The sequence below is a fragment of the Carnobacterium mobile DSM 4848 genome (assembly GCF_000744825.1).
GTDB classification, from domain to species: domain Bacteria; phylum Bacillota; class Bacilli; order Lactobacillales; family Carnobacteriaceae; genus Carnobacterium_A; species Carnobacterium_A mobile.
The window spans coordinates 2,051,300-2,077,603 of record NZ_JQMR01000001.1; the positions used below are offsets into that span (position 1 = coordinate 2,051,300).

Annotated in this window: 28 protein-coding genes; 22 read left to right on the forward strand and 6 right to left on the reverse strand. The window is 37.5% G+C overall.

Features of this window, described 5'->3' with window-relative positions:
* Positions 1-451 precede the first annotated feature (451 nt).
* The 3 genes from ltrA to BR87_RS09770 all read left to right on the forward strand — a co-directional run bounded on the left by ltrA (position 452) and on the right by BR87_RS09770 (position 3,716).
* Positions 452-1,489 (forward strand): group II intron reverse transcriptase/maturase, encoded by a 1,038-nt coding sequence (ltrA, locus tag BR87_RS09765; RefSeq protein ID WP_244877016.1) that lies wholly within the window; start codon positions 452-454, stop codon positions 1,487-1,489.
* 26 nt (positions 1,490-1,515) lie between these two features.
* Entirely contained in the window at positions 1,516-1,866 is a 351-nt protein-coding gene (locus tag BR87_RS13385; protein WP_244877061.1) for a group II intron maturase-specific domain-containing protein, read from the forward strand.
* 215 nt (positions 1,867-2,081) lie between these two features.
* Positions 2,082-3,716 carry a peptide ABC transporter substrate-binding protein gene (locus BR87_RS09770; protein ID WP_035031538.1) on the forward strand — a complete coding sequence of 545 codons (1,635 nt, stop codon included), beginning with the start codon at positions 2,082-2,084 and terminating at the stop codon, positions 3,714-3,716.
* Positions 3,717-4,198: 482 nt separating this feature from the next.
* Here BR87_RS09770 and BR87_RS09775 read toward each other — a convergent pair whose 3' ends face one another.
* Positions 4,199-5,632 carry a bifunctional metallophosphatase/5'-nucleotidase gene (locus BR87_RS09775; RefSeq protein WP_035031540.1) on the reverse strand — a complete coding sequence of 478 codons (1,434 nt, stop codon included), beginning with the start codon at positions 5,630-5,632 and terminating at the stop codon, positions 4,199-4,201.
* 344 nt (positions 5,633-5,976) lie between these two features.
* Here BR87_RS09775 and BR87_RS09780 point away from each other — a divergent pair, with 344 nt between their 5' ends.
* Positions 5,977-6,501, forward strand: coding sequence for a LapA family protein (locus tag BR87_RS09780; protein WP_035031543.1), 525 nt, complete (start codon positions 5,977-5,979; stop codon positions 6,499-6,501).
* A gap of 333 nt (positions 6,502-6,834) precedes the next feature.
* Here the strand turns inward: BR87_RS09780 and BR87_RS09785 are convergent, their stop codons facing one another.
* Both BR87_RS09785 and BR87_RS09790 read right to left on the reverse strand, forming a co-directional pair.
* Complete coding sequence (locus BR87_RS09785; protein WP_035031546.1) at positions 6,835-7,818, reverse strand: permease prefix domain 1-containing protein; 984 nt, start codon at positions 7,816-7,818, stop codon at positions 6,835-6,837.
* Entirely contained in the window at positions 7,818-8,150 is a 333-nt protein-coding gene (locus BR87_RS09790) for a PadR family transcriptional regulator (protein WP_035031548.1), read from the reverse strand. Before BR87_RS09790 ends, BR87_RS09785 begins: the two co-directional genes overlap by 1 nt.
* A gap of 274 nt (positions 8,151-8,424) precedes the next feature.
* Here BR87_RS09790 and BR87_RS09795 point away from each other — a divergent pair, with 274 nt between their 5' ends.
* Positions 8,425-8,736 (forward strand): VOC family protein, encoded by a 312-nt coding sequence (locus BR87_RS09795; protein WP_211249983.1) that lies wholly within the window; start codon positions 8,425-8,427, stop codon positions 8,734-8,736.
* Between the two features lie 274 nt (positions 8,737-9,010).
* Here BR87_RS09795 and BR87_RS09800 read toward each other — a convergent pair whose 3' ends face one another.
* Positions 9,011-10,330, reverse strand: coding sequence for a DUF438 domain-containing protein (locus BR87_RS09800; RefSeq protein WP_035031551.1), 1,320 nt, complete (start codon positions 10,328-10,330; stop codon positions 9,011-9,013).
* 4 nt (positions 10,331-10,334) lie between these two features.
* The gene (locus BR87_RS09805) at positions 10,335-10,559 is read right to left on the reverse strand and encodes a DUF1858 domain-containing protein (RefSeq protein ID WP_035031554.1); all 225 of its coding nucleotides are present in this window, start codon (positions 10,557-10,559) and stop codon (positions 10,335-10,337) included.
* Between the two features lie 298 nt (positions 10,560-10,857).
* Between BR87_RS09805 and BR87_RS09810 the strand changes: the two genes are divergently transcribed.
* The 14 genes from BR87_RS09810 to BR87_RS09870 all read left to right on the forward strand — a co-directional run bounded on the left by BR87_RS09810 (position 10,858) and on the right by BR87_RS09870 (position 21,919).
* On the forward strand, positions 10,858-11,595 hold the full coding sequence (locus tag BR87_RS09810; protein WP_035031557.1) for a cytochrome c biogenesis CcdA family protein: 738 nt from the start codon (positions 10,858-10,860) through the stop codon (positions 11,593-11,595).
* Positions 11,596-11,610: 15 nt separating this feature from the next.
* A complete protein-coding gene (locus tag BR87_RS12690) occupies positions 11,611-11,928 on the forward strand; it encodes a TlpA disulfide reductase family protein (RefSeq protein ID WP_051929816.1) in 318 nt (105 codons plus the stop codon).
* Between the two features lie 27 nt (positions 11,929-11,955).
* Positions 11,956-12,183, forward strand: a complete 228-nt coding sequence (locus BR87_RS12695) for a TlpA family protein disulfide reductase (RefSeq protein ID WP_051929817.1) — start codon at positions 11,956-11,958, stop codon at positions 12,181-12,183.
* Positions 12,184-12,204: 21 nt separating this feature from the next.
* Positions 12,205-12,534, forward strand: a complete 330-nt coding sequence (locus BR87_RS09820) for a thioredoxin family protein (RefSeq protein WP_035031560.1) — start codon at positions 12,205-12,207, stop codon at positions 12,532-12,534.
* 312 nt (positions 12,535-12,846) lie between these two features.
* Positions 12,847-13,614 (forward strand): hypothetical protein, encoded by a 768-nt coding sequence (locus BR87_RS09825; RefSeq protein WP_035031563.1) that lies wholly within the window; start codon positions 12,847-12,849, stop codon positions 13,612-13,614.
* Positions 13,611-14,843, forward strand: a complete 1,233-nt coding sequence (locus BR87_RS09830; RefSeq protein WP_084683605.1) for a glycosyltransferase family 2 protein — start codon at positions 13,611-13,613, stop codon at positions 14,841-14,843. Before BR87_RS09825 ends, BR87_RS09830 begins: the two co-directional genes overlap by 4 nt.
* Positions 14,844-14,935: 92 nt before the next feature.
* Positions 14,936-15,868 carry a glycoside transferase gene (locus BR87_RS09835; protein WP_156959112.1) on the forward strand — a complete coding sequence of 311 codons (933 nt, stop codon included), beginning with the start codon at positions 14,936-14,938 and terminating at the stop codon, positions 15,866-15,868.
* A 59-nt stretch (positions 15,869-15,927) separates the two neighbouring features.
* Positions 15,928-16,671, forward strand: a complete 744-nt coding sequence (locus BR87_RS09840) for an EAL domain-containing protein (protein WP_084683636.1) — start codon at positions 15,928-15,930, stop codon at positions 16,669-16,671.
* Positions 16,672-16,738: 67 nt separating this feature from the next.
* Positions 16,739-17,836: a GGDEF domain-containing protein gene (locus tag BR87_RS09845; protein WP_035031567.1), complete on the forward strand. Its 1,098-nt coding sequence runs from the start codon at positions 16,739-16,741 to the stop codon at positions 17,834-17,836.
* Positions 17,837-18,111: 275 nt separating this feature from the next.
* Entirely contained in the window at positions 18,112-18,417 is a 306-nt protein-coding gene (locus BR87_RS09850) for a rhodanese-like domain-containing protein (protein WP_035031569.1), read from the forward strand.
* Positions 18,417-20,069, forward strand: coding sequence for an FAD-dependent oxidoreductase (locus BR87_RS09855; RefSeq protein WP_035031572.1), 1,653 nt, complete (start codon positions 18,417-18,419; stop codon positions 20,067-20,069). The genes BR87_RS09850 and BR87_RS09855 overlap by 1 nt, the downstream gene beginning before the upstream one ends.
* Entirely contained in the window at positions 20,069-20,365 is a 297-nt protein-coding gene (locus BR87_RS09860; protein WP_035031575.1) for a rhodanese-like domain-containing protein, read from the forward strand. Before BR87_RS09855 ends, BR87_RS09860 begins: the two co-directional genes overlap by 1 nt.
* Before the next feature lie 145 nt (positions 20,366-20,510).
* Positions 20,511-21,170 (forward strand): ABC transporter ATP-binding protein, encoded by a 660-nt coding sequence (locus BR87_RS09865; protein WP_035031577.1) that lies wholly within the window; start codon positions 20,511-20,513, stop codon positions 21,168-21,170.
* Positions 21,161-21,919 carry an ABC transporter permease gene (locus BR87_RS09870; RefSeq protein WP_035031580.1) on the forward strand — a complete coding sequence of 253 codons (759 nt, stop codon included), beginning with the start codon at positions 21,161-21,163 and terminating at the stop codon, positions 21,917-21,919. The genes BR87_RS09865 and BR87_RS09870 overlap by 10 nt, the downstream gene beginning before the upstream one ends.
* A 90-nt stretch (positions 21,920-22,009) precedes the next feature.
* On the opposite strand, the gene BR87_RS09875 is transcribed toward BR87_RS09870, so the two are convergent.
* Positions 22,010-22,903 carry a fructose bisphosphate aldolase gene (locus tag BR87_RS09875; protein WP_035031583.1) on the reverse strand — a complete coding sequence of 298 codons (894 nt, stop codon included), beginning with the start codon at positions 22,901-22,903 and terminating at the stop codon, positions 22,010-22,012.
* A gap of 272 nt (positions 22,904-23,175) precedes the next feature.
* Here BR87_RS09875 and BR87_RS09880 point away from each other — a divergent pair, with 272 nt between their 5' ends.
* The 3 genes from BR87_RS09880 to BR87_RS09890 are packed head-to-tail and all read left to right on the forward strand — an operon-like array spanning position 23,176 to position 26,195.
* A complete protein-coding gene (locus BR87_RS09880; protein ID WP_035031588.1) occupies positions 23,176-24,126 on the forward strand; it encodes an alpha/beta hydrolase in 951 nt (316 codons plus the stop codon).
* A 12-nt stretch (positions 24,127-24,138) separates the two neighbouring features.
* The gene (locus BR87_RS09885) at positions 24,139-25,533 is read left to right on the forward strand and encodes an alcohol acetyltransferase (RefSeq protein ID WP_035031590.1); all 1,395 of its coding nucleotides are present in this window, start codon (positions 24,139-24,141) and stop codon (positions 25,531-25,533) included.
* On the forward strand, positions 25,530-26,195 hold the full coding sequence (locus BR87_RS09890; RefSeq protein ID WP_035031593.1) for a DUF6320 domain-containing protein: 666 nt from the start codon (positions 25,530-25,532) through the stop codon (positions 26,193-26,195). Before BR87_RS09885 ends, BR87_RS09890 begins: the two co-directional genes overlap by 4 nt.
* Positions 26,196-26,304 lie beyond the last annotated feature (109 nt).

Sequence of the window (26,304 nt, forward strand, 5' to 3'; positions counted from 1 at the left end):
AAATAAGTTGAATTTAAAGAGGATTTTTCTGTGTGCATGAGTATAGACTCATGCGCTTTTTTTGGTGCGCCCGGCATGGGTGATAACTTGGTGGTGAAAGTCCACTACAGGCTTTGCAGTAGGAACTGTTAGCGAATAGCAAGGGTGTCCCCCGTGAGGAGGAATCTGAAGGAAGCTGGACGCAAACACTCGCACTGACGAACAGAAATCTCATACAAGGCTGACTGGAGATGGACGAGCTTGCCAAATAAAGTGAAGTCCTATACTGCACGAATCTCCTACAGTAAATGAGGCAGTGACATGAGTGGAAGGTTATCATTCTTACCCGGGGAGGTCTCACTAGCGGCAAACACCGTAGTAACAACGAATAGTGAGAAGTCAGCAGATGCCATAGTAGGAGAACGCCGTTCTCTGAAGGGCAGAACAATAATAATCTTGAAGAAACAAGGAGGTGAAGTCACTACAAAATCGCAGAAAACATCGTGGTAAAGACCGAAAAGATGGCTTCTTACAAAGGGACAAGCTGGAAGCGAAAGAGTATGTAAGAGCGCGTAGTAGTGACAGCATGGAGATGAAAGAACAAGATGGTATCACGTTAATAGATAAAGTCATAGAGAGTGGTAATCTATGGCAAGCGTATGAAAAAGTACGAAAAAATAAAGGAGCTCCAGGAATAGATGGTATCACGGTCGAAGAGCTAGAGGACCATATGAAGAAATATTACCCAACGTTAGTACAGAAACTAAAGGACGGTACGTATAAACCTCAACCTGTTCGAAGAGTGCCCATACCAAAACCAGATGGTTCTAAACGTTATTTAGGTATTCCAAGTGTACTTGATAGAGTTGTTCAACAAGCTATTTTGCAAGTTATCGACCCAATGATTGACCCCTATTTTTCAAATAATAGTTTTGGTTTCCGTAAAGGTAAAAGTGCCCATCAAGCCATACAAAAAGCGGAAGAATATTATGAAGAAGGGTATAGAATAGTGGTCGATTGCGATTTGAAAAGTTATTTCGATACCATCCACCATCAAAAGCTTAGAGCCTATTTAGAAGAATTTATCCAAGATAAAGTTGTATTAAAGTTAATCTGGAAATTTCTTCGCTCTGGGATATTAGATAAAGATATCTATATCGAAACAGATAAGGGGGCACCGCAAGGTGGCCCACTGTCACCTTTACTCGCAAATGTATATCTAAACCAACTAGATCGAGAACTAGAAAGAAGAGGGCATAAATTTATTCGTTACGCGGATGATTTCGTTATCTATGTTAAAAGTCAGCGTGCTGGTGAAAGAGTCATGGAGAGTGTTACTGAGTATATAGAAAAAGATTTACGACTAACAGTAAATCAAAAGAAAAGCAAGGTGACCACTCCAACAAAAGCGAAGTTTTTAGGATTCCATATTATGAACCACATGGGAAAGTTGGATGCCGACCTGCTAAGTCGGCACAACGAAGATTCAAAGACAAACTTCAAAAACTAACTAGTCGTAAACGACCAGGAACTTTCCTGAACATTGTAAAAGAGATTAATCAAGTTACCGTTGGTTGGATTAATTATTATGGTATCAGTTATATGAAAACCTTTATAGCAGAAACACAATCCTGGTTAAACCACAGGCTTCGGCAACTTATCTGGAAACGATGGAAGAAAGTTAAAACACGTTATACTATGTTAAAAAGATATGGTATCCAACATGATGACGCATTAAAATTAGCTGCTTCTCGAAAAGGGTACTGGAGAACATCCAAAAACCACATTATTCATACAGCTATAACAAAAGACAGACTCATAAAGTGGGGATTAAAAGATTTATCCCAACTGTATGCGTCTGCCCAAACAAGATACTCAAGTTATTGAACCGCCGTATACCGAACGGTACGTACGGTGGTGTGAGAGGTCGGAACCGTAAGGTTCCTCCTACTCGTTTATCTTTTTTTAAAGAAAGGAAGTTAACCGGATGTTAGTCAATCGAATTCAGTTATGGGAGCGATGTTAACTGTAGTCCAGCTCTTTTAAAAGAAATAAATTGTTTTCATAACTTTAAAAAAAATAGGATAAAAGGGGAAAAACAAATGAAGATAAAAAAGAGTCTATTCTTAACAGCTGCGTTATTGGCGGTTCTAAGCGGATGCGGAAACAATACGGACAAAGAAAAATCAGAAAATCCTAAAGAAGAAAAACAAATTTTACACTTAGCAGCAGAATCAGAAATGGATACGATGGATACGACCATCTCCACAACGAATTTTACACCGATGAATAATGTTTTTGAAGGCTTAGTTGCTTATGATCTAAACGGAACTCTTGTCCCCGCAGATGCAGAAAAGATGCCGGAACTTTCTGAAGATGGGATTACTTACACATTCACTATTCGTGAAGATGCGAAGTGGTCAAATGAAACTCCAGTTACTGCTGCTGATTATGTTTTTGCTTGGCAACGGATGGTTGATCCGGCAAATGGTTCTGGTTATGCATATTTATTCTCTGGCATTGTTAAAAATGCTGAAGCAATTTTAAATGGGGATAAAGCAGTCAATGAATTAGGAGTAGAAGCTGTTGATGATAAGACATTAAAAGTTACGCTGGAACAGCCTGTTCCTTATTTCCTTGATGTGTTGACGATTCCTTGTTATTTCCCGCAAAACCAAGAATTTGTAACGGAACAAGGTGAAAATTACGGGTTGAATGCTGAAAATACCATCTATAACGGTCCTTTTGTGCTTGCTGATTGGAACGCTGCCAAGGGTGATTCTTGGAAATATGTAAAAAATGAACAGTATTGGGACAAAGACACTGTCAAATTGGATGAAATAGAAACCCAAATCGTAAAAGAAGTTGGAACGGGAATCAATTTGTATGAATCAGGCCAACTGGATAGTATTGCTTTGTCAGGAAATTTTGTTCCTCAATATAAGAATAATCCTGATTTTAAGACGAATAGCAAAGCTTGGATTTATTATATAGAAGTTAACCATGATGTACCGGAATTAAAAAACAAAAATATTCGAAAAGCATTAATGCTGGCTATTGACCGTCAATCTTTCACTGATAATGTACTTCAAGATGGTTCTCAACCTATTTACGGACATGTACCAAACGGACTGGCTAAAAATCCAGAGACAGGTGCTGATTTCCGACAAGACGCCGGCGATATAGCTCAATACGATGTTGAGGAAGCTCAAACGGCTTGGCAAGAAGGATTAAAAGAACTTGGAACGGATGCCATTTCATTGGAATTGACGACTTCTGACAGTGAAGACAGCAAGAAGTTAGCTGAATTTATTCAAAGTGAATACCAAAAGAATTTACCTGGCTTAACGATTAATGTTCGCCAAATGCCCGACAATTCTCGACTGGATAATGTCAAAAAAGGTAATTACCAATTGGCAACGACCTATTGGTTAGCAGATTTTGCAGATCCGATTAATTTTGTTGAACGCTTCGATACAGCTATCAACCGTGGAAACTATTCTTTTGAAGACATTGATGCATTAGTAGAGAAAAGCAACCAACAATTCGATGACAAATTAGGTAGATGGAATACCTTGATTGAAACTGAAAAAGTTGCGTTAGGCGAACAATATGTAGATGTGCCGATTTACCAAACAGCGGATGCCTATCTTGAAAAACCGTATTTAAAAGATATTTACCGCCCAGTATTTGGCAGCAGAAGTTTTAAATATGCTTACCTTGACAATAATAAGTAAAAAATACACGTGCTGTCTTAAAAGTAAACAAATAACGCAAAAGTTAAACTTATTTCGAAAAATCCAATTGAATTTGATTAAACAAATCTTGTTGCGTGCCCTAATGAAGATGCGGTAGGAGCCTTAAGTCACGATAAACTTCTTTAAGTGCCCTAACCATTGGGATTGCTTGTCTTTAAGTCACGTAAAGCTTTTTTACGTGACTTAAAGATTAAAACTTTCTATCGTTATGTCACGATAAGTCGATTGTTGAGAGAGTTTTTAACATTATATGCTTTTCGATAATAACCGAAAAGATTTGATTGGAATTGTAAAAAAAATGGGTATTTTAATACGACATTAATGGTAAAAAATAATTAAAAAATTACGCTACAAAAAGCTTTCCTTTATTCGAAACAGCGAAAAACCTGTTTATTGAATAAGGAAAGCTTTTTGTGGTTTCAGAACGAAACTGCTCTAAGATTTGTTGATCTATTCTATCATTAAATCAACCGGAAAGATTCTTTCATAGGCTGATCATACGTACTGATATCTGAAAGATAGTCTTGCATCGCTTGAACAGCATGTTTTTCTAAGTTCTTATGATTCTTGCCGTATTTTTTCGGAACGCCTTGATGAGTTACATAACTGACATGATAAGTCTGCTCTCGATTGATCTCCTTTTCGCCGATAAATAATTTTTGGATGCGCAGTCCTTTTGGATTTTCTACTTTTAAATAGGCGTGCAAACCGGCCGCTCGTTTAAGGTAGCCGCCCATTTGATGATAAGGATCACTGGAGTAAGTGTTTTCCATGTTTTCTTCCAGCATTTCCCAAATTTCATCTCCTGTCAGTTCAGCAGTAGAGATAGGAGGATCCATCGGAATAATTTGATAAAGATCTCTCAAGGTAATAGTGCCTTTCACGATAGGAGCACCGTAACGCCAGCCATTTGAAAAAGCGATATCGGATCCAGTGTGATGAAGAATGGCATCTAATAAAAAGTTGTCTAACGGTCCTTCCAAGTTAAGACCGCGATGCAAATTTACAGCTGTTTCTCCTACTTTTGTATCTAGCTGATTACGAAATGGGGAAACAGCTTCTTCTACTTTCATTTTTAAAGCAGTGTCTTCCGGAATGTCTTCTGTTATCGGAATCAACTGGTGTTCAACCGTTTTTAACCGATCGTTTTCTAAAGTCAGTGCTAATTTTCCGATAAAAGAGCCTTGGGAACCCGATTGAATGAGTGTTGTTTCACCAATTTTCACGCTTTTCTCCAAACGATTGTGCGTATGGCCGCTCAGACAAATATCGACGCCGTCCACTTCAGATAACAACTTTGTGTCTTGCGGAAAACCTAAATGAGATAACAGCACGATTAATTGAACCTTTTGTTCTTTAAGTTCTTTGATATAGTGTGGCAGTTCCTCTCGTCCCATTGTAAAATAGATGCCTTCACTGAAACTGGCTGGCATCGTTTTGTCAATAATATTACAGGCAATCCCGATGACGCCAATAGAGACACCTTCGACTTCAAGGATACGATAAGGTTCAAAAACCAGTTCATTTGTCTCTTCATCAAAAACATTGATAGCTAAGATAGGGTAGTTCAGTGCTTGTCCGATTTTTTTCAAATTTTCTGGACCATAGCCAGTATCCCAATGAAACGTCATAGCGGAAATGCCTAAATCATTTAGAATCGGCACCATATTCCAACCTTTAGTTGCGACAGCTTCATAAGTTCCATGAATTGTGTCGCCATTATCAAGTACAACAACAGAGCCGTCTTTTCGCATTTCTTTCAACAAAGACTGAATCCGTGCATAGCCGCCTGCTTTGCGAAATACAAGTTGTTCTCCTTCATAAAAAACTTCATTATGAGTTTCTAAATAGCTGTGGGTATCGTTTATCTGGACTAAGGTGATGTTCTTTTCCATTTGTTTTCCCTGCTTTCATATAGGTTGTTTATTTTAGTATAACAGTCAGCGAAAAAGAGCGGTAATATTCCGTTTGCTTCGTTTTTATCTTCCCAGCATGCTTATTGTTAGGCACTGTGAAAAAAAGAAAGTATACTTAACGTACAAAAGTCAACTAGAAAACTTCCTCCTTAGTGAAGTCTTGTAAAGGCTTTACTAGTTCAATTTCAAAACTGCAGCATGTTTAATTTTCAAAAGACACTAAAGTCAATTGCGATTACGTAAAGTCCAAACGGGAGACACTGTCAGCAGCAAAAACACTTGGGACACGAATAAAATAAGGGAATAGGGAAGGGGAAAAACAAATGGGCGCGATTATAGGAGTCATATTGCTTGTGTTGGCCATAGGCGTTATTGCTTTAAACATGAATCCATTAGTACCGATCAATTTGTGGGTTACATCAGTCACTTTGCCAGTTTGGATGATCATTGCAGGGGCTTTAGTTTTGGGTTTGTTGATTGCGTGGCTACTGGCTCTCTCCAAAGGAACAAAAAATAGAGAAAACAAGAAAGAACAAGAAGATAAGCTGAGGGTTGCAGACCTGTCGAAAAAAGAAGCCGTCGAACAGGCGAAACAAGATTCTGAAGCACAACTGATACAACAAAATGCTGAAATTGAAGGCTTAAGAAAGCAAGTCAGCAGCCTTGAAGAAGAACTGAATAAACACTTAACGACTAGAGGCACCGAAAGCGTGCAAGATACTTCGACTACAAAACAGGCACAAACTGACGTTGCTAAGCAAGACTTAAAAAGTGAAAAAGTCACGGATAGTATCCGAATAGAACCTGACGATACTAAACAAACGAGAGTGAGTAAGAATAAAAGATAATATAGGATCATTAAGAGCTAAAGACCAGTAGAGAATATTCTTTCTGGTCTTTAACTATTGTCCTTTATCTCTTAAAAGAAAAAAGTCATTGTCAGCTGATGAACTTAGAGGATAGAAAAAACAATCTGAATCATTTTTTTCAAACTTCTTAATATAATTATTAAACCCGCTTCTATAAAAGCGAAATAATAGAAAAGGTACTTTGCCAAGAGTACCTCTCTATCCTATCCTATTTATTGAACAAGGTTTGTTTAATAGTGGGTTGCTTGTTGTTGACTATAAAATTCCAGTGAACCAGATTCAGACTTGAGTCATTTGCTTTGAGTTTATCCTTTATTTTCTGCGTCTTAATGAACTAAGACTCTCGGTGGCAGCTGCAAAAACGGCAAAGAGTATACCGACAATTGGAAAGATGATCCAAGCTGTTCCCCAAGTATTAAAAAGGAAACCGGAGATAACATAAACAGCAGCTGCGGTTGGGAAAACAATGCTGGCTACTGTGTCGGTCAATTTCTCAGCGGCTATTTTTTTAGGAGTATAAGATCCAATGGCTAGTATTTTATGATATGTTGCGTGGATAATTCCAAAAAATACGAATAGGAATACACCTACAGCAACGAAACTAAGCAAAAAGATCACTGCCCAATAATTATTGTAGCCTAATAATACGAGTGACAACAATAGAACGATAGGAGCGGTAATACACAAGATCACCCCTGCAGCAATTGCTTTGGCAAATTGAGGTTTAAAGTTTTTCAGTTCTCTAGTTAATTCTGAACGAGTAGTAGAATCAATCGAAATAGCACGGCCTTCAAGCTCATATTGTTGTTCTTTTATACCGAAAAGAATAAATAAACCAACAGCCAGTGCAATCAGCAAGAAGAGGGGAACAAGAGAGACGATCACACGTGTGTCTTCTGTTGCCTGATTAATGAATGGTAGAAAGTTTGAAACTTCTTGAACCAGTAGCATGATGGCTGGTGCTAGAATGCAGAGGAACACTCCAGCTGCAATACCTAGGCTGAATTTTGCACGATGAGACATATAATCTTCAACAGCTTCAGGAGATAAAAATAGTACATTATTATCTTCTTCTTGGACATCTGTTTCTAAGTTATACGCTTCAATGATCTCATCAATATTGCCGAATTCAGCTAAAACTGTTCCAATGGCTTCATTCTCACTTCGGTTCTCCGCTTTCAATTGATCGTACTTTTCTTCCATATTCAACAGCATGTCTTCTTTAAGCCTGAGCATTTCAGGTGTTTTTGGCAAATGAACAAAAACCGAGTCCACATAATTTACAATGGTATCCATTAGGGCTTCTCCTCCTTGATAAACTGATCAATAATTTCTTTTGTGTCCTTCCATTCTGTTACTTTGTCATAATACGTTTGTTTGCCCAAAGGTGTGAGGGTGTAATAGGTACGTTGTTTGCCATAAGTTTCTGTACTGGAATAAGATTGAATCAATTCTTGTTTTTCTAACCGATTAAAAGCAGAATACAGGGTTGTTTCTTTCATCACATAAGCTCCGCCGGTTATTTCTTTGATGGTATTCGAGATTTGATAACCATAAGAATCCCCTTTCATTAAAATGGATAAAATAATCAAACTGTTAAAGCCGCGCATGACATCACTTGATATCAAATTTATCCCCTCTTTTACTTCATCTATCGTAGTAATTAAAGTATAACCTATTTACTACGACAGGTAAAGTAATTTGTTCGTAAACTAATGAAGAAAGTATAGCGTAAATGGAAAGATATCTTTTTTTGAGAAGTCTTTTTCGTTGACACTCAAGCATAAAAAAGTATGCTTGAATTAAGAAATACAGCGTGTAGATTTAAAAGGCTTTCTTTGTAGGGATAGTTATTTTTCTTGGGGCGATAAGCCATTCAATTAAAAGAAAAGAGGAAATATCATGCAAAAAATTGTGACTCATTTATGGTTTGATGATCAAGCACAAGAAGCAGTTGATTTGTATGTCAGTATTTTTGAAGATGCAAAGATTTTAAGCACGCAGCATTTGGATGCTCCTGGAGAGGGAAACGAAGGTAGTGTACTTGCAATCGATTTTCAGTTAGCAGGTCAACACTTCCATGCTATTAACGGCGGTCCTTATTTTCAATTTACGCCTGCTATTTCGTTGTATATCAATTGTGAAACACAAGAAGAAGTAGATGAAATTTGGGATAAGCTAGTGGCTGAAGGGGAGCCTGTAGAATGCGGCTAGCTGACTGATAAATATGGCATTTCCTGGCAAGTGGTTCCTACTATTTTAGAGCAGCTTTTAGCAGATGATAATTTAGCCAAACGTACAGCTGTTTCTAAAGCTATGTTCAAAATGAAAAAATTAAACATAAAAGAATTGCAAACGGCATATGATGAAGCGTGATAAGTACTTTACCTTAATAAATTTAAATTAAAAGGCTAGACACAAAAACAGGAGAAAGAGCTGGAATTGCATCCAATCTTTCTTCTGTTTTTAGGTTTTTGAATAGGAGAAGTTAGTTTTCTTCGTTTAATAGTCGGTTTTCTCCTTGGATTTTTTGTATTTCTGTAATGTCTTGTGTAACTTCTAAACAGCCAAGATAGTCATTGGATTCGGTATCGCGAATAGCAAAATAACGAATATAAATAACTTTTCCATGCATGTTGATCCAAAAATCTGCCTCATTTCTTTCTCCGCTTCTAAAATCATCAAGAATTTTCTGAACCATATACATACTTTTGTGGGGGTGACAATTGATAACTTCACGTCCAATGACAGAATTTGTACGCGGAAAAATGCGATTCTTTCCTTCTGAATAAAAACGTACACGATCGTCTTTATCCACAAAAGTTAAATCAACTGGTAAGACTCCAAAAATAGCCGTTAATTCTTTTAGTTGAAGTACACCTGTTGGCAAAACGATTTTGCTTTCACTTAGTTGCTCGTCTTGCCACTCATAGGGATCCGCTTCATTCTCAGAAAAATCTTCCGCAATTGCTTCAGTCATAGCTGCCGCTTTCTTTGCTGCTTCAGCTCGTTCTTTTTGCTGTCCTATTTCTTGTGACAGAGCATCTTTGCTTGGTTTCCAAGTAAGAGGTTTAGGAATAAAAGCAAACCCGATATCTAAACTGTCTTCCGCAATTCTCTGCCAATCTGTCAGTTGAAAAACATCTAAAACCATCGGTATCATAATTTCTTCTTCTTTAAAAATCATTTCTTCTACTTCTGTTACCACATGATTGATTTTGTCTCCAAGCGGATTGATTGCCAATTTCTCACTAGCTAAATAAGCATTCACATCTTTGATCGCATTACGGATATCATCGTCAACGCCCCACATTACTTTTGGCGGTGCAGTAATGCCATACCGTTCCATATAAGCAAAAAACAATGTTTCTTTTCGAGTGTAATGTTTATCGATTTGCATCAAATCTGATAACGCATGTTGAAGCCGCTGCTTTTGAGAAAAGTTGCCGTTAGCAAACCGCTCAAAAGTTTCAAGAATTTCGTCTTCTAAAAGCGAACGAATCACTCGGTTCTCTAACTTCAAAGTATGGACAGGATGTCCTGGTTGTTCATGTTCGTAATTGGAACGGTGGATATCCCGAATGGAACCTTTAAAAACAGCAGCATGTACATTGCAGAGGTGCTGTATTTCTGATGGATCTAAACCACTTGCAATCAATTCTCTTTCTGCAGCAGTAATTTCGCTGACGTCTACACCGTCAAAAGATTCATCAAAAAGACGTTTTGCTTCTTCGAACTCACCGCCTTCATGAAGTAAGGTTAGAATTTCGATGATTTTTTTCTGCCGATAAACAGTATTGTTTTCCATAAGCTCACTCCTCAATGATAAATCCTAATTGATTTAATTGGTGGATAATGTTGTTCAGGTCAACTTTTTTCATTTTTGCTCCTTTAGGAATGGTCATATATCTTCCTACAGTATTTAACATAGCTGGATTTTGAATATCTTTTAACCCTAAATCGAATAAAACTTGTTGGATTTCTGGGTATGCGGTAACCAGCTCATAAACGGAAGATTCTAAGCTAATCGTTTTCATATGCTCTCCTCATCTCTCATACAGTCGATTGTTAAATATATCACATAATATACCGTAAATCGGATAAAAGAACAAGAAGAAGTGAGGAAACATTATGTACTTTGTTTAACACGAGCAAGTACAGCATTGGAATAAAACTACATTGATTTAAAAGCTGGTAACTTTACAACTTATACCCTATAGCGTATAATGCGTATGGGTCGTTGATCTTATGGAATTTTTAAGGCTATAACATGTTGCGATTGTCTTGTTAGGGATAAGAGATGATTTCCAACTGGGTGAATGAGGAGGAAAAAATATCGGAACTGATTTAACTTTATGGGTAGCTTTTGGCGCAGGAACAGTCTCTTTTTTGTCTCCATGTACTTTACCGCTGCTGCCTTTATATATTTCGTACATTACTGGAAAAAACATTCAAGAAGTAAAAGAAAACCAATCGTTTGGATTTAGGAAAAATGTTTTACTGCATTCGCTGGTTTTTCTATTGGGCGTATCTGTCGTTTATATCAGCTTAGGATTGGGAATGAGTTATTTAGGGGATCTTTTTAGCGGGTTAATGACAGGGTCGATCAGTCTATTGCTCCAGCGGTTAGCTGGATTGTTGATTGTGTTTATGGGACTTTTGACTATGGGCGTACTTAAAGTCCCTGCTTTGTTAGGAGAGTATCGTCTCTTGAAAATGAACAAAACAGTTAATTTTGCATCGACGTTTTTAGTAGGGCTTGGGTTTGCTGCCGGCTGGACTCCTTGTATAGGTCCAATTTTCTCATCGATATTATTGCTAGGAAATGCAGTGGGTTCGCCGCCGATAGGGTATCTAGTCTTATACATTATCGGATTCTCGTTGCCGTTTTTATTGGTTTCTTTCTTTATCGGAAAAATAAAAAACATTGTAAAATACAGTAATCTCATTATGAAGATAGGCGGGGGTGTTCTAATCGTGCTAGGAGTCCTTTTGCTGACAGGAACGCTAGAGAGCCTATCAGAATTTATTGCACATTTATTAGAAGGAACGCGATTTGAATTATTAGGTTAGAAAAGGAGGCTATTAATGAAGAAAATTATTTGGGCTATTTTAGGTCTGGCGCTTCTTTGGATTATCGCAGACTTCAGTTACGGTATGATTCAAGAAAAGCAAGCGCAAAAACAAGCTGAAGAACAAACGCAACAAATAAAAGAAGAAAAACAAGCAGATTTGGAAGAAGGAAACAACACTGGACAGTTAGCTTATGATTTTGAAGCAGAGGATATGGACGGCAATGCTGTTAAATTATCTGATTACCGCGGAAAAAAAGTGTTTTTAAACTTTTGGGCGAGCTGGTGTCCTCCTTGTAAAATAGAAATGCCACACTTAAAGGCTTTTTCTTAAGAACAAGAAGATGTAGTTATTTTAGGTGTGAATGTAACGACTTCGGAAACGGATCTTGACAATGTAACAGAGTTTTTAAATACCTATGATATTGGTTATACCAATCTTTACGGTAGTCAAAAGATGTTCAATTTATATCGAGTACAGTCTTTGCCAACCTCTTATATCATCGGAAAAGATGGAGTGATTCATGAAAGAATCGTTGGACCAGTCACTCAAGATGGCTTGACGGAAAAATTTGCTGCAATCGATTAACTAGAAAGAAGGATTAAAACGATGAATACATTTCCTCAGGCGCAAACAATAGACGAAGTAGTGCTGTTTATTGAGCAACACCCATTGGCTTTTGTATATGTTTCGAGAAAAAATTGTAGTGTGTGTCATGCTGTTCAACCGCAAGTTCAAGACATGCTGAAGGAATTTCCACGTATTGAACCCATTCAAGTGAGTGCCGATCAAGTTCCTGAAGTAGCCAGTCAGTTTACTGTATTTAGCGTTCCGGCGTTGTTGTTATTTGTGGAAGGAAAAGAAGTTCTGCGTGAGGCTCGCTTTGTTGTTATGGACGACTTACGCGATCAGTTCCAACGAATCTCTGAAAATTATTAAACTGGGTAAATAGACAAGGTTAAAAAATAAGTAACTATAAAAACACCATGCTTAAAAAAGGCATGGTTTTTTTATAGTTATTCAGAATATTTTTGTACTAAAAGAAGCGTTATAGAAGTTGTTTGGTTTAAATGTATAGGTTCAAAAGAACAGAGCAGTCAAATAGTAACAAAGTGTGAACGAGATCGTCATAAACAGGGAATAAAAGAACTAACAGCCGGTAAAATAGTAGCTTTTAAAAAAGGGGTATGATATAAAATAACATGTTAATAAGCTAAAGGCCTAAATCACGGAAATGAGGTATATGTAAACATGTCAAAAAGAACTTCCTTTTTATCGCTCTTTCTTTCTTTGTTGCTAGTTGTTTTTCTCTTGCTTTTTCAGTTTACAACAAGTGAGTACCGCTATATCAGTTTTTCAGTTATTTTAATAGCAGCAGTAGCCATGAATTTTTTATCTACTTCTAAAAATTTTATTTTAATTCTTACAATTATTTTTGGAGTCGGCTTTTCTCTTGCATTTTTATCCGATACGAATATGGTTTCTCAATTGTACTTAATTGAAGAATACGCTCTATTGACTGCATCATTGGTTATTATGTGGCTGTTATTTTCAGAAATAAAGAAACTGAATTACGAATTGGAAACATTAAAAGAAAAAGCTGAAGAACTAGAGAAATATGTAGGATCATCTAATTTATTGACACATTCGGAATTTGCTAACCGGATAAAGTTTATTACAACCGGAACCCAAAGACGAGGGGAAGAAAATTATTATGTTTCAATCAAGTCGGATCCTTCAGAGAAAACAAAAGAAGCAATGAGTTTTTTATTGATGCAGACGTTATTAAAAACAGTGCGGTCTGATTTTGATTTAGTGACTAAATTAGCGGATGATTCTTATTTAATCTTTTTGCAAAATACAAAAAAGGAAGGCTGTTTAAAAGTAGTAGAGCGGCTCTTTCAGACTTTAAGAACAGAATTGAATGTGATGCAGATCCCGATCCAATATGAAATTTTTGACCAAGAAAATGGGTTTGACTATTATGAGAATACTAAGGATGGAGAAGCTAAACAATGAATTTATTAATGATGATCATCATGGTGTTCTTTTGGTCGATGTTGCTCTTTTATTCCGTTCTGACAGTAGCCGGTGTAACTCAGAGGTTAACAAAAAAACAACCCATTACATTAACGGATTACCCGTCTGTAGCTGTTTTAATCCCAGCTCATAACGAAGGTGTCGTTATTAAAGATACGTTAGATGCAATGGTCAAGTTAGAGTATCCGGGAGAGCTGACAGTTTACCTATTGGATGATAATTCAGAAGATGATACGGCGAGTATTGTCCAAGAGTTCAGTCAATTATTTGCTCGAATTTGTTACGTTAAAGTACCACCAGGTAAACCAACAGGGAAATCAAGAGTATTGAATTATGGTCTTTCTATTACAGAATCAGATTATTTTCTAGTATTTGATGCAGATAATCAGCCGAATAAAGATGCTGTGATTGAATTGGTGCATGCAGCAGAAACAACAGAAGATGCTGCAGGAGCAGTTGGTTATGTCAAAACGGTCAATGCTGATCAAAACTTGCTGACGCGAATGATTGCAATTGAATTCCAAGTATTCCAGCTGCTGATGCAAAGCGGCCGTTGGAAGCTGTTTAAAGCTGGTTCGCTGGCAGGCACTAATATGTTGCTTAAACGAGAAACTCTTCAAGCAGCCGGCGGATATGATCCTTATGCTTTAGCGGAAGATGCTGAATTAACAGTTCGAATAGCTGCAATGGAAAAGACTTTACCTGTTGTTCACCAATCTCATACTTGGGAGCAAGAACCTGAAAACATAAAAATCTTTATTAAGCAACGTACTAGATGGTTAACGGGCAATCTGTATTTATTGGAAAAGTCACTGCATGACTGGAGTTTTTGGAAAGGAAAAACTTTTATTTACAGTTTGCAGCATATTTTAACATATTTCTTTTTTGTGGTTTTATTGTTGATTTCAAATATTTGGTTTGTCTTAGGATTAGCAGGGTTCTCAGTTCCTTATTTTGATGTTCCGTTGCTGTTTATTTGGTTTTTAAGTTATGTTGTCTATACTGCCCAAGTCATTAGTGCAATGGTTTTAGAAAATTCGATTACACCATTCAATATGTTTGTCGGCTTGATCATGTATTTTACTTATGCTCAATTCTTTTTACTGTTGCTGCTAAGAAGTGCCAGTCAATACATTTGGAGCCGAATGACCAAAACAACGATTACTTGGGACAAAACAAAACGGTTTAAAAAAGGGGAAACAGAATGAACAAAAAAAGGTTCTATTTGATCCTGGTTCTTATTTTGTTAATCAGCAGTTTGCTTGCTTTGAGTTTTCATCAGAAGATAGGAGTTCAAGAAGTGGTAAATAATAAATATGAAAACAACAAAGGTTTAATTAAAAATTATGCTAAAAATGGTAAAGTCCAATACTTATCTGAAAGTATCGGCCAATATCTTTCTTATTTATTGCTTGTAGAAGATGAAAAGGAATTTAAACAACAAGTAGCTGTTTTGAAAAAGAACTTTTTAGTGAAACAAGCAGATGGAACATTTATCCAATGGGTAGCCACCAATCAAACGACCACCAATGCATCGGTTGATGATTTTCGCATTATTGCTGTTCTGAAAAAAGCAAGTGAACAGTTTCAAGAACCTGCTTATCAAATCCTAGCCGATGAATTGGAAGAAACGTTAATTTCTAAACAGCTGACAGATGGCCTCATAGTTGACTTTTATGACTGGGAACTGCAAAAAAAAGCAGCTGTTCTTCATTTATCGTATATTGATGACCAAATCATAAAGACAGACTCGAAAGTGAATAAAGCAAAGTACCAAAAAATTTTAATGGAGTCAGTCGATTCAGATACCCCTTTTTTTAAAGAAGTGTATACTCTCGAAGAGCAGACTTACCAATTGGCAGATAAAAAGTCCGTTAATCTGATTGATCAATTGATGATCGCCATTCAGTATGTGAAACTTACAAACCAAACACCCGCGCAATTTGATCAGTGGCTAAAAGCAGAGTGGGATGCCAATGGAAAGTTCTTTGGCGGCTATCTTAGAACAGATTTAACACCGGCTGTGCCTTATGAATCAAGTGCGGTCTATGCTTTAGCTACTCTTTATTTTAAATTGGTTCACGAAGAAGCTTATGCTGAACAGCTTCACCAAGTACTTTTAAAACAATCTCCTTTTGACAAAAATGCTGACTATGCAACGATTCACTTTTTTGATTACATGTGGGTAAAAACTGTCGATGTGTTATATAAGAAAGACTTAATAGACAAGTAATGGATTGGGCATTAAAAAGAGTCTGCTCACTGTCTTATTTTCCCTTGTAAATGACCGATATGAATAGTATTAAGGGAGGTCTTCAAATGGATGAATTTCAGTTTCATTTCCAGCCTAAAGTCGATGTGCAAAACCATCAAATTATTGGATATGAAATTTTATTAAGAAATAAAGAACAAAACCCGTATTATCCAGCAAAGAGAATGGAAAAAATCATAAATTCGAGAGCAAAGCACGCTTCTTTCTTAGAATGGTTTCAAAGCGAGTTAGTGCAATTGCTGTGTTATTTCCCAACGTTACAATTTTCTATTAATTTTGCACCTAAACAATTATTTTATTTGGAAACTCATCTTTTTTTAACCAAAATGAAACCATACGCCGAACAACTGATCGTAGAAGTAACAGAAGACTTGCCCTTGTTTGCAGCTTCAATGGAAAACATCGATGCCTTAACTATTGAACAAAACTTGCAGTCTATGTTTGCTTCAATTAAAGCAAAAGGCTATCGTATCGCATTGGATGATGTGGGTTCTGGGAAAAATTCCTTAGATGAAGTTTTAAAATTCACCTCGTATCTGGATCAAATTAAATTTTCAATCGTTAAATGCAGTAAAAAAAATCTAAAAGAAGAAACATTGCATCTTTTCTTACATGCTTGGCAAAGCTTCGCTGAGGATTATCAGCTTGACTTTATCGTTGAAGGAATTGAAGACCAAGCAGTAAGCAACGGATTAAAAAACCAAGGCATTTTTGTTCAACAAGGCTATCACTTCGGTAAACCGTCAAAATGTATAAAAAGATGATGATCATACTATAAGAATCAAATTGTTTGCTTTCTTAATTATAACTGGCTGATCGGAGGAGCTCATAGTGTTGACATCTATATTCTTAAATACCATTGCAAATGTTTCAATTCTTAGTATGGCCTCTTATATATTGGTCAAGCTGATTCCTAAGAAAAGACATTACACGCTCGGTCTCAAACAAAAACTATGGATGATTGGAGTATCAAGTGCAACAAGTTTTTTGTTGATGTTGTTTTCGGTCGACATGCCTCAAGATGTCAAATTAGATTTGAGACACGTTATTTTTATCTTATTAGTATATTACTTTGGATCATCGATCGCTGTTCCGACCATTTTTGTGGCGTCTCTGTTGCGTTTTTTACTAGGAGTCAATTCAGCATCGATTCGAGCAGCTGCTATGTATGCTGTGCTGGCATTGATAGTGCCGATTTTATCTAAGAAGCTGACAGCTAGGTTTAATCAGTATGCTGTTATGGTCATGCTTAATATGGTATTCGTTTTAGCCTCTGCTTTGAATTTGTATTTTTTATACTACGATAGAGCAGCAACTATAGCTATTTTTTTCAGTCTGCTGCTGCTTTCGAGCGGAGTAGTGATTATTGTGACCCTCTTCACTGAAGATTTGCGAAAAAGCTTTTCTCTTTACTTAGATGAACAAGAACATGCCAAAATGGATTTCTTGACTGGTTTGTATAATGTGCGTGAATTTAATAAAAAATGGCAAAAGATCCAAATAGATAAATCTATTAAAACTACTGCGTTTATCATGCTGGATATCGATCACTTTAAATGGATCAATGATAATTACGGTCATGCAAATGGTAATTTTGTTTTACGGCAATTAGCAACGATTCTGAAAATCGAAGCACCGGATAATGAGTTGGTCTATCGCATAGGCGGAGAGGAATTTTGTTTGATTTTAAACGACTTGTCGTATACTGACCAACAGAAAGTAGCTGAACAAATTAGAGCTAAAGTAGCGGAGAAAGAGTTTTTATTAGAAAACGGTAACGGCATCCAATTGACGGTCTCAGTGGGGCTAGCTGCATCTGCCCAAAATAAAGATATGAAAAAATTGTTTCGGTTAGCTGATCGTTGCTTATATGATGCTAAAAATCAAGGCAGAAACCAAGTGGTTGGATCAACAATGGAGACAGAGTAGAGATGTAAGCTGCAACAAATTAGATGTTCACCCATACTTATCTTGATCAAAAAACGGAAAAGATGTATCTTATGATACTTCTTTTCTGTTTTTTTGATTTATTAGAAAATAAACAAAAACTTTACAAATTATACCCTGCAGGGTATAATTTGTAAATGTATTGAAGAATAAGAAAAAAGTGTCTGGATGAACTACAGCCTTCTATTAATAAATACAAAAATATTCAGTAGAATCAATGTTTACAATAAGAAATTATCGTGGATAGGAGAAATAAGATGTTTTTTAAAAGAACGCCCTCGATTTCGACAAATGAGTTAGAAAGCAAGTTAGCTGAAAGACCTTCAATTATTGATGTACGTGAACCGCATGAGTTCTCTAGCGGTCATATTTCCGGGGCGAAAAATGTGCCTTTAAGAAAAGTTGACAAATACCTGCCTAAAGAAACGACCTATGTGATTTGCCAATCTGGTATGCGCAGTAAACGTGCTACTAAGATATTGTTAGCTAACGGATATGATGTTATTAATGTGCGAGGTGGAATGTCAGCCTGGACAGGCGCAATCAGAGGAGGAAAAGGATAATGAAAATTGTGATTATTGGCGGAGTAGCTGGTGGAATGTCTGCAGCTACTCGCTTAAGACGTTTGAATGAAAAAGCTGAAATTATTGTGCTGGAAAAAGGGCCTTACGTATCTTTTGCGAATTGTGGATTGCCTTATTATATAGCAGGAGAGATTGAAGAACGCAGTGACTTGCTGGTTCAAACACCTGAGCAGCTCCAGGCTCGTTTTGCATTGGACGTTCGTCCAAATAGCGAAGCAATTTCTATCGATGCGGAAAAGAAAGAAGTGCGCGTTAAGTCATCTGAGGAAGAATACGCATTGTCTTATGACAAGTTGATTCTTTCTCCTGGAGCAAAACCAGTTGTTCCGCCAGCTGATGGAATAGAAGAAGCTAAAAACATTTTTACGTTGCGCTCTGTGCCGGATGTTGATGGAATCACAGAATTTATTGAACAGCATCAGCCTAAAAAAGCTGTTGTGATTGGAGCAGGTTTTATTGGTTTAGAAATGGCAGAGAGTTTGGTCAGTCGCGGCTTAGAAGTAACAATCGTTGAAAAAGCACCGCATGTCTTGCCTCCTTTTGATGAGGAAATGGCAGCCTATATCACAAAGGAATTAAAAACTCATGGAGTCCAGTTGTATACTGGATTGGGAGCAACAGCTTTTGAAGATGAAGGTAAAACGGTTGTTTTAGAAAATGGCGAACGCTTAGTAAGCGATTTGACTTTGATGTCTGTCGGTGTTTCTCCAGAATCAGCACTAGCTAAAACGGCAGGAATAGAAACGGGTCTTCGCGGAGGAATCTTAGTAGATGAACAATATGAAACCAGCCAAAAAGATATCTATGCAGTCGGCGATGCCATTATTGTGAAACAACAAGTCACTGGCGAAGATGCATTGATTGCTCTTGCTTCACCAGCAAACCGACAAGGAAGACAAGTGGCAGATGTGATCAGCGGCTTGCCGCGCAGAAATAAAGGCAGCATCGGAACAGCCATTGTCCGTGTGTTCGATTTGGCAGCTGCTTCAACAGGATTAAATGAACGCCAATTAAAACAAGCTGATAAAACATATGATGTCATCCATATTCAAGGAAAGAGCCATGCTGGCTACTATCCAAACGCGAGCACGATTTTATTGAAATTATTATTCCATCCAGTAAACGGGAAAATATATGGTGCACAAGCAATTGGAAAAGACGGTGCCGATAAACGGATCGATATTATTGCAACAGCCATTAAAGCAGGACTGACTGTACAAGACTTGCCGGAATTAGAATTTACCTATGCGCCGCCATTTGGTTCAGCTAAAGATCCAGTTAATATGGCTGGATATGCAGCACTCAACGTGATTGAAGGAATTTCTGAATCCATTCAATGGTATGAACTAGAAGAAAAACAAAAAGAAGGGCATCTGCTATTAGATGTTCGGAATGAAAGTGAACTAGAAAATAATGGCCGACTAAAAGGGGCTGTTAACATCCCGTTAGACAGCTTGCGGGAACGGATGACAGAGATACCAAAAGACCGTCCTATTATTGTTAGTTGTCATAGCGGGTTGCGCAGTTATATTGCAGAACGCCTATTAAAACAAGATGACTACACTGTTAAAAATCTAGATGGAGCTTTTGCTCTTTACTCAACAATAAATGCAGAAAAGGTGGAAAAATAATGTACAATTCTATATCAATGCCAGAATTTGAACAAAAATGGAAAAAAGAAACGATCCCTTTGATCGATGTCCGTGAAACGGATGAGTGGGAAAATGGACATGTCGAAGGGGCTGTTCATGTGCCGTTGAGCGAGTTTCCGGCTGCAACAGAACAGTTAGATAAAAACCAAGAGTATTATGTAATGTGTCATTCTGGTGGACGCTCTGCCATGGCTTGCCAGCAATTAGCACAAGAAGGTTATCAGGTAGTAAATGTGATGGGCGGCATCTCCGCTTGGAAAGGCGAAGTTATTTAAGAAATCGAAAAGGGGTTGGGACAATGTCCTAATCCCTTTTTTTAGGTTTCAAAAAAAATATAAGGAAATATATGTTAAAATTAAGCGAATAAGAATAGAATGGTGAACTTTTAATCACTATTGTACAAGAAAGAGGAGGAAAAAAGTGAGTGAACCGATTATTAACCTCACCCAACTTGGTTTTGAAGTAAAAGACCAAACTATTTTGAAAGGTATTGATTTTTTTGTTGAAAAAGGTGAATTTGTGACAATCACTGGACCATCCGGAAGTGGGAAGAGCACTCTTTTAAAAATGATTGCTACAATGCTTTCTCCAACAACGGGAATAGTAGAGTATCAAGGAAAATCTTTAACAGAGTATGATCCAATCGAATATCGAAAAGAGGTTTCTTATTGTTTTCAAACAGCTGTTTTATTTGGGCAAACGGTCCAAGAAAATTTAGCTTTTCCATATATTATTAGAAACAAAGAATTCGATTCTAAAAAAGCTATCGATTACTTAAATAAAGTTGGATTGGACAAAATATATCTGACAAAAAATATCAATGAGTTATCTGGCGGAGAAAAACAGCGCATTGCTTTGATTCGCAGTCTATTGATCACCCCAAAAGTTTTGTTATTAGATGAAGTAACGAGTGCATTAGATGCAAAAAATCAGCAGATCATTAAGCGTTTAATTCAGGAAATGAATCAGAAAGAACAAATTACGGTTTTATGGGTGACACACAATCCTGCTGAAATTTCAGCTGCTAACCGGATAATAGAAATTGTCAATGGAGAAGCGGAGGAGAAAAGATGCAGTTAGAGATCAGTAACACGTCTTTATTATTTGCCACAGGTCTGGTCTTAGTCGCACTAGGAGTAGTTTATAAAGAAAAATTAGATATAGGAAAAGATATTTTATGGGGTGTTTTCCGCGCTGTCATTCAGTTAGTAATCGTAGGGTATGTACTGGGCTATGTTTTCAAATTAGACAATGTGTTCGTTACCTTGATGATGGCACTGGTTATCGTTTTTAATGCTTCATATAATGCAGCTAAAAGAAGCCAAGGGATCCCCAAAGCTTTTACCATTTCTTTTCTAGCTATTATGACAGCTACGGCTTTAACCTTAGTTATTTTGCTGCTGTCTGGTTCAGTAGTCTTTACACCATCTCAAGTTGTACCTATCTCAGGAATGATTGCCAGTAATTCTATGATTGCTATTGGGATTTGTTACCGAAATTTGAATAGTAAATTTACAGACCAACGCCAGCAAGTTTTGGAAAAATTGGCTTTGGGGGCTGATTTAAAACAAGCTTCAATTTCTATTGTACGAGACAGCATCAAAGCTGGAATGTCCCCAACTATTGATTCAGCTAAAACAGTAGGATTAGTGAGTTTGCCGGGAATGATGTCCGGCTTAATGTTTGCAGGTGTAGATCCGGCTCATGCAATAAAATACCAAATCATGGTGACGTTCATGCTTCTTTCAACAACAAGTATAGCTTCAGTTATTGCTAGTTACTTAGCTTACAAAGGGTTTTATAATGAAAGAAAACAATTGATGGATTGAGTAAGAATTAAAAAACTAGCGCATATTCTTAATGATGATAAAAAACAATCCGTCTCACTTCAGTATAGAAGTGAGACGGATTTGCTATTTTTATTTTTTATTTACAGAAGCATCATAAATGGCTTCGATGGCTTCTTTAAGTGTTTCATTAAATTCTTCATCGGATTGATCGACATTTAAGTTTTCGCTCAATGCTCTTGAGAAGCTGGCAATCAAATCTTTATTTTCTTTTAATTTTTCATTAGCTTCGTCACGTGAATAACCACCGGATAAAGCCACAACGCGGACAACACGAGGGTGCTGAGCTAATTTTTCATACGTGTTAGCTACTGTTGGAATAGTAACCTTCAGCATCACGTTATCTTCTTCAGGCAATTCATCCAAATGTTTTTTCAACTCTTCACAAAGAATTGCTTCAGCTTTTTCTTTTTCTTTACTATAAATATCTACTTCTGGTTCAATGATCGGAACTAAACCAGCAGCAATGATTTGTTTTCCAACTTCAAATTGTTGGTCAACAACTGCTTTAATGCCTTCTGGGTTAGCTTCTTTGATTACAGAACGCATTTTCGTACCGAAAATATGACGTTCATTCGCTCTTTTGAGCAATTCATCTAAATCAGGCATTGGTTTCATTAATTGGACACCATTTGAGCTGTCTGCCAAACCTTTATCGACTTTTAAGAATGGAGCGATTCCCTTTTTCTCAGCCAAGTAATCGGCAGTGTACATACCTTCGATTTTGCGATCCATTGTTTGTTCAAAAAGAATAGCACCAAGAATGTAATCAGAACTAAAAGCTGGTGCAGTAATGATACGCGTTCTCATTTCGTGTACCAGATCAAACATTTCATCTTCAGATGAATAAGCATCTTCCATGACACCGTAAATTGCTAAAGCTTTTGGAGTACTGCCGCCGCTTTGATCAAGTGCTGCAATAAAACCTTTACCATTTCTGACTTTTTCTAATTGACTTTCTTGCATTCTTCCCACTCCTTCATATATAGTTCTTGCGAATTTCTTTTGCCAAATCAACATGCAAAAATGAAACTCTCTATACTTAGTGTAACACCAAAAGGAAAGAAAGTAGAAGTGATGTGCTTTATTTTCGTCAATTCAATAAGGGACCCAACACGATTAACGCGACACGACGGGAATCATAGACTCTGATTTTTTCAATAATGCTTGACAAACAGGAACAGCATCACTCATGCTAAGCTTAATAAGCACACAACCGTGCATGAAGAGGTGCCAAAATGAAACCACTCCTGAAAATGGCTTTAAAGTTATTGTCTTCTCCTAAAATCAATATGAAAGAAGATTACCTTTGGGTTCGGAAAATGCAGCAGATTTTTGCAAGAAAGCCGCTGATAACCAGCTATCGCATCTTAGATCGAAAAATCTATTCAGCAGACCAAAGTCACGATATTCCAGTCCGAATTTTTCAGCCTGTAGAAAAAAAACACGAAGATGTATTGTTATTTTTTCACGGAGGCGGATGGGTGATCGGCGATATCAATACGTATACAAAGCCTTGCATGAATATGGCTGACTTGACTGGAAGGACGGTCTATTCAGTCGATTACCGCCTGGCTCCTGAACACCCTTATCCAGCAGGACTAGAAGACTGCTATCGAGTTGCAGAGATGATGCTGGATCACCTAGCACTGATTGGATTGTCAGATGCGTCCCAAATCACGTTGATCGGAGACTCTGCGGGCGGCAATTTAGCGGCGGCGGTTTCTTTAATGCTGCGTGACAACCATAAAATCGTTCCGAAACGGCAGATCCTGCTTTATCCTGTGACGTTTTGGGATCATACAAAAAACTCGCCTTATGAATCGATTCGAACTAAAGGCAACGATTATGGACTAACTGCTAAAAAGGTCAGCGATTATATGGAAATGTATCAACCTGATACAGATAAAAGAAAAAGTTCGTATGTTGCTCCGCTAATGGCTGAAGATCTCACTGACCAGCCCGATACGCTGATTCTCACTTCAGAAAATGACCCTTTGAGAGATGAAGGGGAAGCTTATGGGACAGCATTAAAAGAAGCTGGAAACCAAGTAGTTGTTCATAGGGTCAATGAAAGTGTCCATGGATTTATTACCTATCCTAAAGGATCAAAGTTAGTGACAGAAGCCTATCAAGAAATGAATCAGTTTTTAGAAAAAACGAATCAAGAAAGCAATCAGATCCGATAAAGGAGGAGCGAGATGAGACGAGAGACATGGGTACGGTTAGACAATGCTTCTAACATATTTTTGGCTGCGATGAATGACAGAGATACAAAGGTTTTTCGTTTGACTGCTGAAATGACCGAGTTAGTGGACCCTGATATATTGCAGCAAGCTCTAGAAAAGACCTATGAGCAATCTCTCTTGTATCATAGCGTACTGCGGCGCGGGTTTTTCTGGTATTATTTAGCAATGAGTGAACTAAAGCCCGAAGTTGCAGTTGAAGGGTTGTCTCCTTGTGCACCTATTTATCATTTTGATCAAAAAGAGCTTTTGTTTAGAGTCATTTATTGGCAAAAACGGATCCACTTAGAAGTTTTCCATGTTTTATCGGATGGAACAGGTGCCATGTGGTTTTTTGAAGACTTGATCAAGGAATACATTTTCATTCGATACAATGAACGAACTGAAAATGAGCACAAAAAGACTTCTATTCAATGGGAAAAACAATTAGAAGACAGCTTTAACCAGCATTTTAGACAGCAAAGACAAGAACCTTTTGCTGAAGCGGCTCGTTCTGCTTTTTTTTCGGTCGTTGAAACAAGCAAACGTGCGGGAAAAGTTGCTGTCCAATATGGAAAAAAAACGTCTTCTTGGTTTACATCGTCTTTGGAAATGGATTCAAGCAAAAAACGTGTCTACCAGATAAAAGGCAAAAAAACACCGGACAATCGTCCTCGAATAGTAGAGCTGAATCTGCCGCTTGGCGCTGTTCTGTCATTGGCGAAAAAACAACAGGTGTCGCTGACCGTTTATTTGATCGCTTTGTTTTTTGAATCCATCCGAAAAGCAGAGCCTCAATTTCAATTAACCGATACATTAGCAGTGTCTGTTCCGGTGAATTTAAGACAGTTTTTCCAATCTTATTCTGCACGCAACTTTTTCAGCACCGTTCGATTAGAATATACTTATGGCGAAGACGGAAATTTTGACGATCTGTGCCGCAGCTTGAATGAGCAATTACAAGAGCACTTAAAACAAGAAAAGCTGAAAGAACGGTTAAGCAAATTAATCAAAGCTGAGTACCATCCAATAGGCCGAGTTGTTCCAAGGCCATTGAAAGACCTTATTTTGAAAGGCATCAATCGGCAAAATAACCGGAAACTGACAGTCGCAATGTCTAATTTAGGGAGTGTTGCTTTTTCTCAACCGGTCAACCAGCATATACAACACTTTTTCTTTCAAACGTCTGCTGTCAGGCCGCAATTTTGTATGATCAGCTTTAAAGACACCTTGACTATCAGTTTTACCTCGCCTTTTGTAGAAACAGCGATTCAAAAAGAATTTGTCCGCTTGCTGACTGCCGAAAGTGTTCCCGTTGTTGTTGGGGTGAATCAAGTAACAAACGCAGAGTTGAAAGGAGAAACGGCATGAGTTGTTGTCTTGAATGCAAAGCAGCTGTCAAAGGCAGTTGGGTCAATTGTCCGTTGTGCGGCTGTAACTTAGAACGCCGCACAACAAATACTGAGCAGAATCCATTTCCTTTTGTACCTTTGCGTTTTAACCGAGAAAAAGGATTTAGGTTATTGATGATTTTTACTCTCATCAGCGGCATCCTGTTTTTAGGAATAGAAGCACTGTGGCTGGATCAAAGCCAAGTCTTGCAACTCGCTGTTTTCGGCATAATGAGCTTGTGGATCGTTGTGGCAATCCTGATTCGAAAGAGGAGAAACATTGCTAAAAGTATTCTATATTTATTAGTAATGGTTTCATTGATCAGTGTCTATTTGGACTACTCATTAGAATGGAATGGATGGTCAACAACATATGTCATCCCGGTCATTTGCATCTTTACTGACTTGGCCTTGTCCATCTCTGTTAACATTATATTCCCGGAAGTTGCTGACTATATTTTGTACTTGTTGATCGTTGCAGTAATAGGCCTTTTGCCAGCTCTTTTTCTTATCTTTGATTGGACTACGAATTCAGTGCCGTCTCTGTTGTCGATAGCTGTCAGCACCGTGATGTTTGTTTCTCTGCTCATCCATTATCGAAAAATCGTGTTATACGAATGGAAAAAGCGCATGCAATTTTGATAAAAAGCATGATTTAAAATCAAAAGCGTATCATTAGTTTATGATGAATGTTTAAAAAGTTGCTGATAGAGCAGCTTTTTTTTTGGTTCAAACGGTAAAAAGAATAGTC

Bases quoted from the DNA above. Each gene is read 5' to 3' on its own strand.
- BR87_RS09770 (WP_035031538.1), top strand. From the start codon at position 2,082: ATGAAGATAAAAAAGAGTCTATTCTTAACAGCTGCGTTATTGGCGGTT.
- BR87_RS09775 (WP_035031540.1), bottom strand. From the start codon at position 5,632: ATGGAAAAGAACATCACCTTAGTCCAGATAAACGATACCCACAGCTAT.
- BR87_RS09780 (WP_035031543.1), top strand. From the start codon at position 5,977: ATGGGCGCGATTATAGGAGTCATATTGCTTGTGTTGGCCATAGGCGTT.
- BR87_RS09785 (WP_035031546.1), bottom strand. From the start codon at position 7,818: ATGGATACCATTGTAAATTATGTGGACTCGGTTTTTGTTCATTTGCCA.
- BR87_RS09795 (WP_211249983.1), top strand. From the start codon at position 8,425: ATGCAAAAAATTGTGACTCATTTATGGTTTGATGATCAAGCACAAGAA.
- BR87_RS09800 (WP_035031551.1), bottom strand. From the start codon at position 10,330: ATGGAAAACAATACTGTTTATCGGCAGAAAAAAATCATCGAAATTCTA.
- BR87_RS09805 (WP_035031554.1), bottom strand. From the start codon at position 10,559: ATGAAAACGATTAGCTTAGAATCTTCCGTTTATGAGCTGGTTACCGCA.
- BR87_RS12690 (WP_051929816.1), top strand. From the start codon at position 11,611: ATGAAGAAAATTATTTGGGCTATTTTAGGTCTGGCGCTTCTTTGGATT.
- BR87_RS09820 (WP_035031560.1), top strand. From the start codon at position 12,205: ATGAATACATTTCCTCAGGCGCAAACAATAGACGAAGTAGTGCTGTTT.
- BR87_RS09825 (WP_035031563.1), top strand. From the start codon at position 12,847: ATGTCAAAAAGAACTTCCTTTTTATCGCTCTTTCTTTCTTTGTTGCTA.
- BR87_RS09830 (WP_084683605.1), top strand. From the start codon at position 13,611: ATGAATTTATTAATGATGATCATCATGGTGTTCTTTTGGTCGATGTTG.
- BR87_RS09840 (WP_084683636.1), top strand. From the start codon at position 15,928: ATGAATAGTATTAAGGGAGGTCTTCAAATGGATGAATTTCAGTTTCAT.
- BR87_RS09850 (WP_035031569.1), top strand. From the start codon at position 18,112: ATGTTTTTTAAAAGAACGCCCTCGATTTCGACAAATGAGTTAGAAAGC.
- BR87_RS09855 (WP_035031572.1), top strand. From the start codon at position 18,417: ATGAAAATTGTGATTATTGGCGGAGTAGCTGGTGGAATGTCTGCAGCT.
- BR87_RS09860 (WP_035031575.1), top strand. From the start codon at position 20,069: ATGTACAATTCTATATCAATGCCAGAATTTGAACAAAAATGGAAAAAA.
- BR87_RS09870 (WP_035031580.1), top strand. From the start codon at position 21,161: ATGCAGTTAGAGATCAGTAACACGTCTTTATTATTTGCCACAGGTCTG.
- BR87_RS09875 (WP_035031583.1), bottom strand. From the start codon at position 22,903: ATGCAAGAAAGTCAATTAGAAAAAGTCAGAAATGGTAAAGGTTTTATT.
- BR87_RS09880 (WP_035031588.1), top strand. From the start codon at position 23,176: ATGAAACCACTCCTGAAAATGGCTTTAAAGTTATTGTCTTCTCCTAAA.
- BR87_RS09885 (WP_035031590.1), top strand. From the start codon at position 24,139: ATGAGACGAGAGACATGGGTACGGTTAGACAATGCTTCTAACATATTT.
- BR87_RS09890 (WP_035031593.1), top strand. From the start codon at position 25,530: ATGAGTTGTTGTCTTGAATGCAAAGCAGCTGTCAAAGGCAGTTGGGTC.